The organism is Streptomyces sp. NPDC096324 (assembly GCF_044763015.1).
GTDB lineage: Bacteria > Actinomycetota > Actinomycetes > Streptomycetales > Streptomycetaceae > Streptomyces.
Window position 1 is genome coordinate 152,297 of sequence record NZ_JBIWFK010000008.1, and the last position, 14,051, is coordinate 166,347.

A 14,051-nucleotide genomic window follows, 5' to 3' on the forward strand; every position below is an offset into this window, starting at 1 on the left:
CGGACCTTCCCTCCCCACCGCTCGGTCACCAGGACCGGCTGCCGTGCCCGGCCGGGAAGCCGCGGAGCAACGCTCGGCGTCACCCAGGTGATCAGGAGGGCTCGCAGTGGCCAAGGCGAAATTCGAGCGGACCAAGCCGCATGTGAACATCGGCACCATCGGGCACATCGACCACGGCAAGACGACACTGACGGCGGCCGTCACCAAGGTGCTGCACGACCGCTTCCCCGATCTCAACCCTTTCACGCCGTTCGACCAGATCGACAAGGCGCCCGAGGAGCGGCAGCGCGGCATCACGATCTCGATCGCCCACGTCGAGTACCAGACGGAGAACCGGCACTACGCGCACGTCGACTGCCCAGGTCACGCGGACTACATCAAGAACATGATCACGGGGGCCGCGCAGATGGACGGCGCGATCCTCGTCGTCGCGGCGACCGACGGGCCGATGCCGCAGACGAAGGAACACGTCCTGCTGGCCCGGCAGGTCGGCGTCCCGTACATCGTGGTCGCCCTCAACAAGACCGACATGGTCGACGACGAGGAGATCCTGGAACTCGTCGAGCTCGAAGTGCGCGAACTGCTCAGCGAGTACGAGTTCCCGGGCGACGACGTCCCGGTCGTGCGGGTCTCCGCGCTCAAGGCGCTGGAGGGCGACCCGCGGTGGAGCGCCACGATCCTCGAACTCCTCGCGGCCGTCGACGCGTTCGTGCCGGAACCGGTGCGGGATGTGGACCGGCCGTTCCTGCTGCCGATCGAGGACGTCTTCACCATCACGGGCCGGGGCACGGTCGTCACCGGGCGGATCGAGCGCGGGGTGCTGAGGGTGAACAGCGAGGTCGAGATCATCGGCATCCACGAGCAGAAGACCCGGACCACCGTCACCGGCGTCGAGATGTTCCGCAAGCTCCTCGACGAAGGCCGGGCGGGCGAGAACGTCGGGCTGCTGCTGCGGGGGGTCAAGCGCGAGGACGTCGAGCGGGGCCAGGTCGTCATCAAGCCGGGTTCGGTGACCCCGCACACCCGGTTCGAGGCGCGGGCGTACATCCTCTCCAAGGACGAGGGCGGCCGGCACACGCCGTTCTTCGACAACTACCGCCCACAGTTCTACTTCCGCACGACGGACGTGACGGGAGTCGTGACCCTGCCCAGGGGCACGGAGATGGTCATGCCGGGCGACAACACCACCATGGAGGTGCAGTTGATCCAGCCGATCGCCATGGAGGAGGGGCTCAAGTTCGCCATCCGCGAGGGCGGCCGGACGGTCGGCGCCGGGCAGGTCACGAAGATCCAGGAGTAGCCGCCGGGGCGGTCGCCGGACTCTCGGCCAGGTCCGAGTCCGCTTCCGGCGGATTCGAGTCCGCCTCTTGGAGGCCCAGCGCCGCCTCCAGCGAGGCCGAGGGCGGCAGGATCCGCGAGAGCCCCGTCAGCCGGAACATGCGCAGGGTCAGCGGATGGGCGCAGACCAGGTGCAGCCGGCCGCCCCGGTCGAGGACGCGGCGCCGGGCCCGGTACAGCAGCCGCAGGCCCGAGCAGTCGAAGAACTCGACGCGCCGCAGGTCGATCACGACCTGCGGCGCGGGGTCCGAGGTCACCGCGTCCAGGAGCGGGGTGATCTCCGTCGTGGCGAGCAGGTCGATCTCCCCGTGCAGCTCCAGGACCACGTGACCGTGGTCCTGGTGGATCCGCAGATGCCGGGTGCACGGTGCGAAGTCGCTCGACACGCGGCCATCACCTCCAGCGGGCCGGCGGTCCGCTCCCGGGCGACACGGGAGCAAAACCGTTTCCTGCTCTGCAAGTTACCCTCGCCGAGGTGAATTCCAGCATGTTCGATTGACATATGTCTCCGCTGTGCGTGGCGAGTTGGCCAGATGTGCACCCGGGCAGCCGCGCAGCCGGGCGTCCGGCCGCGAGGTCGTGCGGCGCGGAGCCCCTACGGCGTCAGTCGACCACCAGCACGAGCTTCCCAGTGGTCCGGCCCGTGTCGCCCAGGGCGTGCGCCTTGGCGGCGTCGGCGAGCGGGAAGGTCTCGGCGACCGTGGCGCGCAGCGCGCCCTTCTCGACGAGATCCGCGACCGCCCGCATCCCCGACTGATCGGCGTCGACGAGCATCCGTACCGCCCGGACGCCGAGCCGTTCGGCCTCCTCGTGGAACGCGTCGGAGCCGACCGGCAGGATGGAGACGACCACGCCGCCGGGGCGCAGGACGCGCAGCGAGCGCAGTCCCGTCTCGCCGCCGATGGTGTCCAGGACGACATCGACGTCGCGCACGGCCTCGGCGAAGTCGACGCCGGTGTAGTCGACGGTCTCGTCCACGCCGATGGACCGCAGGAAGTCGTGCTTGCCGGCGCTGGCGGTGCCGATCACGTGGGCGCCGAGGGACTTCGCGATCTGCACGGCCACATGGCCGACGCCGCCCGCCGCCGCGTGGATCAGTACCCGCTGCCCCGGCCGCACGTCGGCCCGCTCGGTCAGCGCCTGCCAGGCGGTCAGGGAGACCAGCGGGAGGGCCGCGGCCTGCGTGTGGTCGATCACCGACGGCTTGTGGGTGAAGGCGCGGGCCGGACCGGTCACGTACTCGGCGTGCGAGCCGTGGCCGAAGGGGTAGGGCAGCATGCCGAAGACCTCGTCCCCGGGCCGGAAGGCGGCGACGCCGATCCCGGTCGCCTCGACCACGCCGGAGACGTCCCAGCCGAGGACGAAGGGCGGTTCGCCGAGGAACCCGCCGTTCTCGCGGTGCTTCCAGTCGGTCGGGTTGACGCCGGCGGCCCGTACCCGGACCAGGATCTCGTTCGGTCGCGGCGCGGGCCGCTCCAGGGTCACTTCCTCCAGAACCGCGGGACCGCCGAGGACGGTCTGGCTGATGGCTCGCATCGTGTTCACAGTGCTCATGGTGAACCAGCCTGCCCGGAGGCGCCCCGGCAGGAAATGGCATGATTGCCAACCTTCGATAAGATCGTGCCATGAGGGAAACGACGCGGAACGCGGAGCGGGCGGAGCGGCAGGGGTGCGGGGGGCGAGGGGAGCCGGCGGAGCGCGTGGAGCGGGTCGCCGTCCTGGCGCTGGACGGCGTCTACCCCTTCGAGCTGGGGATGCCCAGCCGGATCCTCGGCGCGGCGGACGGCCGTTACGAGGTGGTGACCTGCACGCTCGACGGAGGTCCCGTCCGTACCGACGCCGATTTCTCCATCACCGTCGGCCACGGTCCGGAGGTCCTGCGGACGGCGGACACGGTGGTGATCGCCGCCGTCACTCCGGCCGCGCTCCCCATCGGCCGTCCCGACGAGGTCGCCGCGGCCCTCGCGCACATCCGGCCGGGCACGCGCATCGTCTCGATCTGCACGGGCGCGTTCGTGCTGGCCGCCGCCGGTCTGCTGGACGGACGCCCGGCCACCACGCACTGGCACGTGGCCGACGAGTTCCGGCGGCTGTACCCGCGGGTCGACCTGGACCCGGACGTCCTGTTCGTGGACGACGGCGACATCCTCACCTCCGCCGGCGCCGCGTCCGGCATCGACATCTGCCTGCACATCGTCCGCCGTGACCACGGCAGCGAACTGGCCAACAAGGTGGCCCGGCGCTGTGTCGTCCCGCCGCTGCGCGAGGGCGGTCAGGCCCAGTTCATCGAACAGCCCGTGCCCGAACCGTCGACGGCGAGCACCGCCGCCACCCGCGACTGGGCGCTCGCGCGCCTCGGCGATCCGCTGACCCTGACCGATCTCGCCGCCCACGCCGGCATGAGTCTGCGCACCTTCGCCCGCCGCTTCAACGACGAGGTGGGCCTCAGTCCCGGCCGCTGGCTCATCCAGCAGCGGCTCTCCCGGGCCCGCCATCTGCTGGAGGCCAGCGATCTCCCGGTGGACCGCGTCGCGGGCGAGGTCGGCTTCGCGACGGGTGCCTCGCTGCGCCAGCACCTCCAGGCGACGATCGGCGTCTCGCCGCAGACCTACCGCCGTACCTTCCAGACCACACGCTGACCCCCGCGAGGCCGTCCGTACGGGGCCACGCGCCCCCTCGGCGATCGCTCGCGCGTCTTCGCCCTCCGGCCCGTCGAACGAACCTCCGCACCCCGGCGTCGTAGGAGCACGAGCGACGGGTGGAGGAACTGTGGTGGGGACGCGCAGCGGGATCGTGGCCGCGGTGGTGGCGCTGGTGGGGTTCGCGGCGGCGGGGTGCGGCGGGGACGGGCACGAGGGGGTGGTGGTGACCGGCACCGCGCCCTCCGCCCCGTACGCCGGGCCGCTGGACCTTCCGTACACGGTGGAGGACGACGGGGACGCGGAGCAGAGTTCGGGGGCGGCGGGCCGGGCCCTGGAGTGCGACGGCGCGATCCGGGCGGGTGACGCGGGCGACGGATGGAGCAAGCGCGACGGCGGGTCGACGCCCGAGGGCGGGCTGCGGGCGTACTTCGACATGTATCAGCCCGAACTGCCGGACCAGGGCTACCGGGTGGAGCGCGTCGAAGGGGACCGCGTCCTGTTCTCGTACGACGTCGGAGGCAGGACCAAGGTCGCCGTCGTCGTCGCGAAGGACCAGCCACGGCGCCCGGGCTGGGGCCCGGAGACCAGCGCGTCCTGCGATCCCTCCGAGTTCCCGGCGAGCTGGACGAAGGCGCACGGATACGAGATCTGGACGGACCGGGACGGCCGCCGCGTGCCGACCACCGAGGTGTCCAGCGCGGCGGGTGCCGAGCACTGCGACTGGCAGAGCGCGCACTTCCTCGACCTGGGCCGGTACGGACGCCAGTACGCGCGCGATCCGCGCGGAGTCCTTCCGGCCGAGGCCCTCACCGCCGCCTACGAGGGAGACGTCCGCATGCCCGCCGACGCGCGGGACACCGGCTACCGCTACGGCGACCGGCGGCTCTGGCTGACGCCGGACAGGGCCACGGCGTACGTCAAGACCTCGGACGGGGTGGAGGCGTGGCCGGCGACGGCCTCACGCTTCGGCTGCAAGTGAGACGCCGCCGGCGCGCGCCCGGGCGTGGGTTCGGACCGCCAGGGATGGTCAGAGGTGGTTCAGCACGTTGCCGTTCACGCAGTGGTTCAAGGCGTCACCCACCCGTGCCCCGCCCACCGGCACGACCGCGAGTTCTTGAAAGCACACGGAAGCGGCGCTGAAGTTCCAGTTGTTGGCGGCGTTCACGCCGCTGCCGAAGTTCGAGTCGTTGTCGGCGTGCGCGACGGGAGCGGCCAGAGCCAGGGCGGCAGCGGGCAGCACAGCCAGCATCATGATCCTTTTCATGTACCGGCAACGACGGCAGGTGTCGCCAGGTATCGCCCCGTCACCTGTCCGGGCTCATCCGGATGCCGTCGGTGGGCGGCCGACGGAAGTGACCGTCCTGCTTGCCGGTCGGTGAGCCCGGCCGGGTGTGGTGTCGCCCCCGCGTGACTCATCTGCTCGCGTGCAGGGCGACCAGAAGCTGCCAGACCTCGTCCGCGACGGTGTCCGGGGTGCCCTCCAGCAGGCCGTGCAGCCAGTCGCCGAGGACGCCAGCGAAGGTGGCGGCCACCGCGGAGGCGACGAGGGGCGCGTCCGGCGCACCGGCCAGGGTGCGTTCGGCCAGGCTGCGGGCCCGCAGGTCGCGGTGGAGCACGAGGCCCAGCGGGCCGCCGCCGCCCGGGCTCAGCAGCGCGCGGTAGAGACCGGCGTGCGGGGCGAGTCCGGTGAAGAAGGCGCGCAGCGCGGGGGGCGCCGACACCGGGTCGGGCCGGCCGCGCCAGGCGTGCAGCGCCTCCACGGCCTCCCGGACGACGTCGGCGCACGCGTCGACCGCCAGCGCCTCCAGGTCGGCGTAGTGCACGTAGAAGGTGGCCCGGCCGACCCCGGCCCGCCGCACCAGCGCGGCGACACCGGTCTCCTCCAGCGGGTGTTCGGCGCACTCCTCCAGCAACGCCTGTCGCAGTTTCGCGCGGGTCCGGGCGGCGCGCGGGTCGTCGGTCGTCATCCGGCGAGCAGGACGGCGGCCAGGGCGAGCGCCCCCGGCAGCGCCTGGGCGAAGAGGATGCGGCGGTTCGCGGTGACCGCTCCGTACACACCCGCGACCACGACACAGCACAGGAAGAAGACCTGTGCGTCATGCCCGGTCGGGTCCGCCGCGATCAGTCCCCACACCAGTCCCGCGGCGAGGAATCCGTTGTAGAGACCTTGGTTCGCGGCGAGCGGGGCGGTCGCCCGGGCCATCGGCCCGTCGAATCCGTGGAGCCCCCGCCCCGGCTTCTTCTCCCACAGGAACATCTCCAGCACCAGGATGTACGCGTGCAGCGCGGCCACCAGGCCCACCAGTACGTTCGCGGCCGTTTCCATCGTCGGCGGGCTCCGATTCGTCTCGTCACTTCTTGGACAGGTGTCCACTATAGCTGGACGACTGTCCAAGAAGTGACGGCCAGGGCGGCTCAGGCGTCCGGTGCCGCGTACACGCGCTCCCCTCCGACGTAGGTGAGCGCGACACCGGTCTCCTTGATGGCCTCCGGCGGTCCCGCGAAGGGGTCGCGGTCCAGGACGACGAGATCCGCGAGGGCGCCCGCCCGTACGGTCCCGGTGTCGTCGAGGTGGTTCGCGTACGCCGTTCCCGCGGTGTACGCCGTCAACGCGGCCGTCAGATCGATGCGTTCGGCCGGCAGGAAAACCGGCCCCGGCGCGTCCGGGCTCACCCGGTTGACCGCGACATGGATGCCCTGGAGCGGGTCGGGGCTGCTGACCGGCCAGTCGCTGCCCGCCGCCAGCCGCGCGCCGGAGCGCAGCAGCGATCCGAACGGGTACTGCCAGGAGGCCCGTTCGGGCCCGAGGAAGGGGATGGTCAGCTCGTCCATCTGCGGTTCGTGGGCGGCCCACAGCGGCTGGATGTTCGCCGTGGCGCCGAGCGCGGCGAAGCGGGGGACGTCGTCGGGGTGCACGACCTGGAGATGCGCCAGATGCGGCCGGGTGTCGCTCGGCCCGTTCGCCTTCCGCGCCGCCTCCACGGCGTCCAGGGCGTGGCGTACGGCGCCGTCGCCGAGCGCGTGGAAGTGGCACTGGAATCCGAGCGCGTCCAACTCGGTCACGTACGCGGGCAGATGGTCCGGGTCGATGAAGCTCTTGCCCCGGTTCGCCGTGGCGCAGCCGCACTTGTCGAGGTAGGGGTCGAGGAGCGCGGCGGTGCCGTTCTCCGCGACCCCGTCCAGCATCATTTTCACGCTGGTGGCCCGGAACCTGCCGTGCGCCAACGCGGCCCGCCGCTCGACGAGTTCGGGGATCTGCTCGGCACCGCGGGCGCGGTCCCACCACAGGGCGCCGACCACCCGCGCGGTCAGCGAACCGTCGCGGGCCGCCGTCGTGTACGCCTCCGACGGATCCTCCATGCCGAGGAAGGTGCCGACGATCGCGTCCTGCCAGGCGGTGATGCCCAGCGCGTGCAGATGCCGCTGGGCGTGCAGCAGCGCGGCCAGTCGGTCGGCCGGCGTGGCCGGGGGAGTGAGCCTGCCGACCGACTGCATGGCCCCTTCCTGCAGCATGCCGGTGGGCTCGCCCGAGGCGTCCCGCTCGAAGCGTCCGTCGGCGGGGTCGGGTGTGTCCCGGGTGACACCGGCGAGTTCGAGGGCGCGGCTGTTCACCCAGGCGCCGTGATGGTCCCGGTTCGGCAGATACACCGGCCGGTCCGGTACGACCGCGTCCAGGAGCTCCTTCGTGGGCGTGCCGCCCGAGAAGGCCTCCATGGACCAGCCGCCGCCCGTGATCCACTCCCGCTCGGGGTGGGCCTCGGCGTACGCGCGGACGGCGGCCAGGGTGTCCTCGGCGGTCCTCGCGCCGGTGAGATCGCACTGGGAGAGTTCCAGGCCCGCGGGGAGCGGGTGGACGTGCGCGTCCTGGAACCCGGGCAGCAGGAGCCGCCCGGCCAGGTCGACGACCTCGGTGCCCGGTCCCGCCAGGTCGTGGACCTCGGCGTTCCCGACGGCGGTGATCCGATCGCCGGTCACGGCCACCGCGGTCGCGGCGCGGCCCTCGGGGGTGAACACCGGGCCGCCGGTGAAGAGAAGGTCAGCGTGCATGGTTCCGTTTCCTTGTCGGAGTGGCCGAGAGGTTCAGCCGGTGGTCGCCAGGAGTTCGGGCGCGTCGGCGTCGGTGCCCCGTCCGGTGGTGAAGTAGGCCGACTTGCGGCCCCACTTGGCCCACGCGCCGGCCACGAAGCCCGACACGATCATGAGGGTCGGGGTGAGCAGCAGGAACCAGCCGTTGTCCGCGCTGACCTCGAAATGATCGGCCGAGTCGTAGAAGGACCAGGCGAGATAACCGCCCAGGCCGAGCAGCGCCACGGCGCTCAGGGTCGGCAGGACGACCGCGCGTATCCCGTCCCACAGGTTCTCGCGCAGCAGCCCGCGGAACCGGGCGGCCGCCGCGAGGGCGATGAGCGCGTACGACAGCGCCACGACGATCCCGACGGCGTTGACCGTCGCCATGATCATGTCGGCGAGCCGGGGGATCACCAGGGAGAGCGTGGCGACGACCACGGCCATCGCGCCGATGAGCAGCGTGCCCCTCGCCGGAGTGCCGTACCGGGCGCTGACCTTGGACCACACGGGCCCGAGCGTACGGTCCCGGCTCATCGCGAACATCCCGCGCGCCGTCGGGATCACCCCGGCCTGCAGCGAGGCCACCGCCGAGAACATCAGCGCCACCAGGGGCAGCGCGGCCAGCGGCTGGTCGGCGAGCCGGTTCCCGAGGAAGGCCAGTCCCTCGGCGCCGTGCCCGGCCAGCTCGTCCTCGGACAGCACCCGCTGGAAGGCCACCGAACCGAGCAGGAACAGCCCCAGCATCGTCACCAGCGTGATGGTCCCGGCCCGCGAGGCGTCCCGTGGATCGCGCACCTCCTCGTTCACGGTGAACGCCGCCTCGAAGCCCCAGTAACAGAACACCGACAGCAGCAGACCCTGCGCCAGCGCCGTCGCCGACGGGATCTGGAACGGGTCGAACCAGCTCAGGCTGAAGGGGTGCGGACCGGTCACGATGCCGTATCCGCAGAAGCCCAGCAGGACGACGTACTCGAAGACCAGCAGTCCGGACTGGAGCCGCGCGGCCGTCTTGACGCCGGTCACCGCGGTGAGGGTGACGGCGACGAGGACCCCGACACCCACGGCCGTGGTCTGGGCGGTCGAGCCCGGATCGAGGGCCAGCCCCGCCACGTTGTGCAGACCCGCCTGGCCGGCGAGCTGGATCATCGCCGAACCGGTCACCGCCGTGGTGTACGCGAGGAACGCCACGGTGGCCACGATGCTCACCCAGCCGACCAGGAAACCCAGCCAGGGACTGAGCGAACGGCCCACCCACACATAGCCGTTGCCCGCGTTCGGCTCGACCTTGTTCAGCCGGGAGAAGGCGCCGGCGATCCCCAGGATCGGCACGAAGGCCAGCAGCATGATCGCGGGCAGATGCAGCCCGACCACCCCCGCCGTCACCCCGAGGCCGATCCCGATGCTGGTGGTCGCCGCCGTGCTGGAGGCGGCGATGGCGACACCGTCCAGCACACCGAGGGTCTTGCGCAAGGACGGGGGATCCACACCGTACGGCTTCTGCGTCATGGCCTGCTCCGATCGCACCCGGGGCCTGATTCCGGCCCGATGAGCGGAAATGAAACTGCCCGGGGCCTTAACAGGTCAACGGCGTTGACATAAGGTGCCCGCACCGGAGAAGGACCGCACCGGCGAGACCGCGCCTCACACCGGAGACCGCGCACCACACCGAGAGACCGCGCACCGCACCGGAGGGAGACACCATGACGTCCACGAACGACCGCGTCGTCCCGCCCGCCGCCCGGCGGCGCAGACGCCCCACCAAGACCGGCGTCGTCCTCTCCGAGGAACTGATCGTCGAGACCGCCCTGCGGCTGCTCAAGGAGCACGGCGCCGACGCCCTCACCGTCCGGCGCCTCGGCCTCGCCCTCGGCGCCGACCCCAGCGCCCTGTACCGGTACTTCCGCGACACGGACGATCTGCTGCTCGCCATCGCCGACCAGCTCATCGGCCGTACGCTGCGCGCCTGGCACCCCACGGGGAACTGGCGCGCCGACCTCAGGGACCTCGGCCTGCGCATGCACACCGGGTCCCTCGCCCATCCGCAGGCCGCCGTGCTCAGCTCCTACCGGGTGACCGGCCGGGTCCACGAGATCCAGGCGGTGGAGCGGATCCTCGGGGTGCTCCGCGGCGCCGGATTCCCGGATCCCGACGCCGTACGGATCTACCACGCCTTCGTCGACCAGGCGCTCGCGTTCGCGGCCCTGGACGCCGCGAGTGTCGCCCTGCCGTCCGCCGCCCGCGACGCCGAGGCCGGCGTGTGGCGGGCGACGTACGCCCGGCTGCCCGCCGACAGCCACCCGAACATCGCGGCGACGGCCCGCCACCTCGTGCTCGACATGCGGCACAGTTCCTATCCGACGGCGCTCGACCTGCTGCTGAGCGCCGCCGCGGCCCGGCTCGCGGAGCTCACCGCGGGCGATTCCGCGCCGGGACCCGTTCCGGAGGGGCCCGGCCCGTCACACTGAGGCCCGCTCCGCCGTCATCCGTGCGGGGGCGCTGCCCGCTCCCGGCGCGGATGCGCCGTCCGTACGCCGTCGACCAGGAGGCCGTCCGCAGATGAACCCGCCCGCCCGCACCCGCAAGCAGCGCAAGCAGGACACGCTCGACCGGCTGGAGACCGACGTCGATGTCTGGGTGTCCACCGCCGACGGCGCCGGGGGAACGCCGTATCTGGTACCGCTGTCCTACCTCTGGGACGGGACGACCGTCCTGCTGGCCACCCCCGCCGCCAGCCCGACGGGCCGCAACCTGCGGGCGACCGGCACCGTGCGTCTCGGCCTCGGGCCGACACGGGACGTGGTGATGATCGACGGCACGGTCCGGACCCTGGAGGCCGGTGAACTGCCGGAGGGGGCCGGTGACGCGTTCGCCGCCAGGACCGGCTTCGACCCCCGCGGACTCGCCACGCACTATCTGTACTTCAGCGTCACTCCCGTACGGGTCCAGGCCTGGCGCGAGGCCGACGAGCTCTCCGGCCGCGACCTCATGCGCGACGGCGCGTGGCTGTCCGCCGACTGACGCCGCCGGGCCCGTGCCGCGTGGGTGCCGGTCAGTCGCGCCCGGACTTGGTGGGGGAGGGCCAGACGCCCGTGGACCGTTCGATCGCCTTCGCGCCCGAGCGGTCCACCGCGCTGCGGACGACCGCGAAGATCGCGCCCTGGAGGGCGGCCGCCAGCAGGACCTCGCCCCAGCCGCGGTCCTTGTCCAGGGCGTCGGGAGCGTCCTCCTCGTGACGTATCGCCATCCAGGTCTTCTGGAAGGCGAGTCCGGCGACCGCGCCTCCGGCCCAGCTCAGGACGAAGCCGATCGGCTTGTACGCCATGGGCAGTTTGAGCTTCTTCTGCTTCTTGGACACCCGGGACTCCTTCTCCGCCTACGGGCCCGCCGACCTGCGCGGGCCTCCTGCCACCGGGTACGGGTGCCCAAGGTGCCGCCCTCGTACCCCTTGCTCCGATTGTCCCGGCCGGCACGGTGTGAGGTGGAGACCCGAGGGAAACCGGCCGGTGTGAGTGGTGAAGAGACGACGCAACCGACGGATCGCGCCCCGTCGACACGACGGCAGCGGCCGGGGCAAGGGCTCCGACGGACGGAGGCCGGGTCGGACGGCCAGAACGGCCCGGATGGTGCGGGTGACTCGGACGCCAGGACCAAGGTCACCGTGCTCGTGGCACTGGGCGCCAACCTGCTGATCGCCGTGGCCAAGGCGGTGGGCGGCCTGATCTCGGGATCCCCCGCGCTCCTCTCGGAGGCCGCGCACTCCGTGGCGGACAGCATGAACGAGGTGTTCCTGCTGGCGGCGCTGCGCCGCAGCCGCCGGCCACCCGACCGGCGGCATCCGTTCGGCTACGGCAAGGAACGGTTCTTCTGGTCGCTGCTCGCGGCCGTCGGCATCTTCGTCATGGGCGGCTGCTTCTCCTTCTTCCAGGGCTTCGAGGCGCTCCGCAACGGAGCCGAGGAATCCTTCAGCGGTTACATGACCGGGCTCGCGGTGCTCGGCGTGGCCCTGCTCGCGGAAGGCGCCTCGCTTCTGCGGGCTCTCTTCCAGATCCGCGGCAAGGGCGGCGACGGCATGCGCGACCCGGCCCTGCGGACGGTCGTCGCCGAGGACGGCACCGCGGTCCTGGGGGTGAGCTTCGCGATCGTCGGCATGGTGCTCCACATGATCACGGGCAATGTCGTGTGGGAGGCCTCCGCCTCCTTCGCCATCGGACTGCTGCTCGTGTGCATCGCCTTCTGGCTCGGCAGCGACGCCCGCGAGCAGCTCATCGGCCGGGCTGTCGACGAGGAGCAGAGCGGCCGGATCCGCGAACTGCTGAAGGCACAGCCCGAGATCGACAGCGTCGAGGCGCTGCTGACCATGGAACTCGGTCTCGACTCGACCCTGGTGGCCGCCCGGATCGACCTGGTCCCCGGGCTCGACAGCGAGGAGGTCGAGGAGGTCGCCGTCCGTATCAAGCGCTCGGTCGCCCACACGTTCCCCGAGGCCGACCAGATCTTCCTCGACGTGACCGACGCCGGAGCCGCCCGATCGGCCAGGCGCGGTGCCGGGGCGGAAGACGGGGGCCGTGCGACGAGGGCGGCCGCCGGAGACCCTGCCCGCGCGGAAGGCCCCGCCGCATCGGGAAGCGCCACCGCACCAGGAAGCCCCGCCGCGACGGGGGAACGCGGCGGGGCCTGACAGCCGGGTGCCCGGCGTGCTCCGGTTCATGCACACCGGCGCCGCGGGAATCCTGGGCGCGTCTCGGTCAGCCGACCGGCTCCAGCACGAAGACGGGGATCACCCGGTCGGTCTTCTCCTGGTAGTCGGCGTACGGGGGATACGCGGCGACCGCGCGCTCCCACCACTGGTCCTTCTCCTCGCCGGTGATCTCCCGGGCCCTGAACTCCTTGCGCTCGGCCCCGTCCTGGAGCTCGACGCGGGGGTCCGAGGTGACGTTGTGGTACCAGACGGGGTGCTTGGGAGCGCCGCCGAGGGAGGCGACCACGGCGTACCGGCCGTCGTGCTCGACGCGCATCAGCGGGGTCTTGCGGATCTTGCCGCTCTTCGCGCCGCGTGTCGTGAGGATGATGACGGGCAGGCCGGTGTCCATCAGGGTCGTTCCCTTGGTGCCACCGGAACTCTCGTACAACTCCACCTGGTCCCGGACCCACTGCGTGGGGCTGGGCTCGTACTCGCCCTCAAGTGGCATGACTTCCGTCCCATCGTCGCATCGACTGGTCGTGTCTCGCTGGTCGTGTCTCGGCACGATTCAACACCAGCGCGCACGCGAATCTTCCGTACCGCGCGGCCTGCGTGGCTCCCCGCGCCGGGCCGATCCCCCGGTGGGGTGTACGGGGGGTCGCACCGGGCCCGGGCCCGTGACTTCATGACGAGGCCACCAGGACGCGTACGGCCAACAGCATGATCACGCCGCTCGACGCGAGCCCTGTCACGAGCCGTCCCCGGTGGCTCGTGAGGGTCCGGCCCAGCAGGGCGCCGCCCCCGGCGATCAGGAGCTGCCAGCTCGCGGACGCGGCGAACGCGGCGAGCACGAACACCCCCTGCTCCAGCGGGCGTACCGCCTCGGCCGTGCGGCTGCCGAGCACCAGCGCGGCGAAGTAGACGACGGTGGTGGGGTTGAGCAGGGTGATGCCCAGCAGGGCCACGTAGGCGCGGACGGGGCGCGGGGGGTCCTGCCCGGTCCGCTCGGGGAGCCGGCGCCCGCGGTACCGGCGGACCGCGCCGATCGCGCCGTGGACCGCCAGCGCGGCGAGGACCAGCGCGGAGGCCCGGCTCAGCGGGAGCATCACCGGCTGGAGCGCCGCGGCGAGCGCCGTGCCCCCGAGAGCGGCGACCAGGGCGTACAGCCCGTCGGCCGTCGCGACACCGAGCGCCGCCGAGGCGCCGATCCGCAGGGAGGTACGAGCGGTGAGGGAGACGAGGTAGGTCGCGACCGCTCCGACGGGCATGGCGATGCCATAGCCCGCGAGAAGCCCCGCGACGAGCGCGGCGGTCACGACCGG

General features: G+C 72.2%; 16 protein-coding genes. 6 read left to right on the forward strand and 10 right to left on the reverse strand.

Features of this window, described 5'->3' with window-relative positions:
* Positions 1-106 precede the first annotated feature (106 nt).
* A complete protein-coding gene (gene tuf, locus ACIQ7M_RS23165) occupies positions 107-1,300 on the forward strand; it encodes an elongation factor Tu (protein ID WP_403647306.1) in 1,194 nt (397 codons plus the stop codon).
* On the opposite strand, the gene ACIQ7M_RS23170 is transcribed toward tuf, so the two are convergent.
* Positions 1,281-1,724, reverse strand: a complete 444-nt coding sequence (locus tag ACIQ7M_RS23170; RefSeq protein WP_403647309.1) for an anti-sigma factor antagonist — start codon at positions 1,722-1,724, stop codon at positions 1,281-1,283. The genes tuf and ACIQ7M_RS23170 overlap by 20 nt on opposite strands.
* Before the next feature lie 217 nt (positions 1,725-1,941).
* The gene (locus ACIQ7M_RS23175) at positions 1,942-2,892 is read right to left on the reverse strand and encodes an NADP-dependent oxidoreductase (RefSeq protein ID WP_403647312.1); all 951 of its coding nucleotides are present in this window, start codon (positions 2,890-2,892) and stop codon (positions 1,942-1,944) included.
* A 71-nt stretch (positions 2,893-2,963) separates the two neighbouring features.
* On the opposite strand from ACIQ7M_RS23175, the gene ACIQ7M_RS23180 reads away from it, so the two are divergent.
* A complete protein-coding gene (locus tag ACIQ7M_RS23180; RefSeq protein ID WP_403647315.1) occupies positions 2,964-3,977 on the forward strand; it encodes a GlxA family transcriptional regulator in 1,014 nt (337 codons plus the stop codon).
* 133 nt (positions 3,978-4,110) lie between these two features.
* A complete protein-coding gene (locus ACIQ7M_RS23185; RefSeq protein WP_386980017.1) occupies positions 4,111-4,959 on the forward strand; it encodes a hypothetical protein in 849 nt (282 codons plus the stop codon).
* A gap of 48 nt (positions 4,960-5,007) precedes the next feature.
* Here the strand turns inward: ACIQ7M_RS23185 and ACIQ7M_RS23190 are convergent, their stop codons facing one another.
* The 5 genes from ACIQ7M_RS23190 to ACIQ7M_RS23210 all read right to left on the reverse strand — a co-directional run bounded on the left by ACIQ7M_RS23190 (position 5,008) and on the right by ACIQ7M_RS23210 (position 9,554).
* Positions 5,008-5,244: a hypothetical protein gene (locus tag ACIQ7M_RS23190; RefSeq protein WP_403647318.1), complete on the reverse strand. Its 237-nt coding sequence runs from the start codon at positions 5,242-5,244 to the stop codon at positions 5,008-5,010.
* A 148-nt stretch (positions 5,245-5,392) separates the two neighbouring features.
* Entirely contained in the window at positions 5,393-5,947 is a 555-nt protein-coding gene (locus ACIQ7M_RS23195) for a TetR/AcrR family transcriptional regulator (protein ID WP_386980011.1), read from the reverse strand.
* Positions 5,944-6,306, reverse strand: a complete 363-nt coding sequence (locus tag ACIQ7M_RS23200; protein WP_403647322.1) for a DUF1304 domain-containing protein — start codon at positions 6,304-6,306, stop codon at positions 5,944-5,946. The genes ACIQ7M_RS23195 and ACIQ7M_RS23200 overlap by 4 nt, the downstream gene beginning before the upstream one ends.
* Positions 6,307-6,395: 89 nt before the next feature.
* Positions 6,396-8,027 carry an amidohydrolase gene (locus tag ACIQ7M_RS23205; protein ID WP_403647325.1) on the reverse strand — a complete coding sequence of 544 codons (1,632 nt, stop codon included), beginning with the start codon at positions 8,025-8,027 and terminating at the stop codon, positions 6,396-6,398.
* Positions 8,028-8,060: 33 nt separating this feature from the next.
* Positions 8,061-9,554 carry an APC family permease gene (locus tag ACIQ7M_RS23210; RefSeq protein ID WP_403647328.1) on the reverse strand — a complete coding sequence of 498 codons (1,494 nt, stop codon included), beginning with the start codon at positions 9,552-9,554 and terminating at the stop codon, positions 8,061-8,063.
* Between the two features lie 194 nt (positions 9,555-9,748).
* Between ACIQ7M_RS23210 and ACIQ7M_RS23215 the strand changes: the two genes are divergently transcribed.
* Both ACIQ7M_RS23215 and ACIQ7M_RS23220 read left to right on the forward strand, forming a co-directional pair.
* Positions 9,749-10,513, forward strand: coding sequence for a TetR/AcrR family transcriptional regulator (locus ACIQ7M_RS23215; protein ID WP_403647331.1), 765 nt, complete (start codon positions 9,749-9,751; stop codon positions 10,511-10,513).
* Positions 10,514-10,604: 91 nt separating this feature from the next.
* Complete coding sequence (locus tag ACIQ7M_RS23220) at positions 10,605-11,066, forward strand: pyridoxamine 5'-phosphate oxidase family protein (protein ID WP_386979993.1); 462 nt, start codon at positions 10,605-10,607, stop codon at positions 11,064-11,066.
* Positions 11,067-11,097: 31 nt separating this feature from the next.
* Here the strand turns inward: ACIQ7M_RS23220 and ACIQ7M_RS23225 are convergent, their stop codons facing one another.
* Positions 11,098-11,370, reverse strand: coding sequence for a DUF4235 domain-containing protein (locus ACIQ7M_RS23225; RefSeq protein ID WP_386980082.1), 273 nt, complete (start codon positions 11,368-11,370; stop codon positions 11,098-11,100).
* Positions 11,371-11,706: 336 nt separating this feature from the next.
* Between ACIQ7M_RS23225 and ACIQ7M_RS23230 the strand changes: the two genes are divergently transcribed.
* Positions 11,707-12,726, forward strand: coding sequence for a cation diffusion facilitator family transporter (locus ACIQ7M_RS23230; protein ID WP_403647334.1), 1,020 nt, complete (start codon positions 11,707-11,709; stop codon positions 12,724-12,726).
* A gap of 67 nt (positions 12,727-12,793) precedes the next feature.
* On the opposite strand, the gene ACIQ7M_RS23235 is transcribed toward ACIQ7M_RS23230, so the two are convergent.
* A complete protein-coding gene (locus ACIQ7M_RS23235) occupies positions 12,794-13,237 on the reverse strand; it encodes a nitroreductase family deazaflavin-dependent oxidoreductase (RefSeq protein WP_389840019.1) in 444 nt (147 codons plus the stop codon).
* A gap of 175 nt (positions 13,238-13,412) precedes the next feature.
* Positions 13,413-14,045, reverse strand: coding sequence for a LysE family transporter (locus ACIQ7M_RS23240; RefSeq protein WP_403647338.1), 633 nt, complete (start codon positions 14,043-14,045; stop codon positions 13,413-13,415).
* Positions 14,046-14,051: the final 6 nt, after the last annotated feature.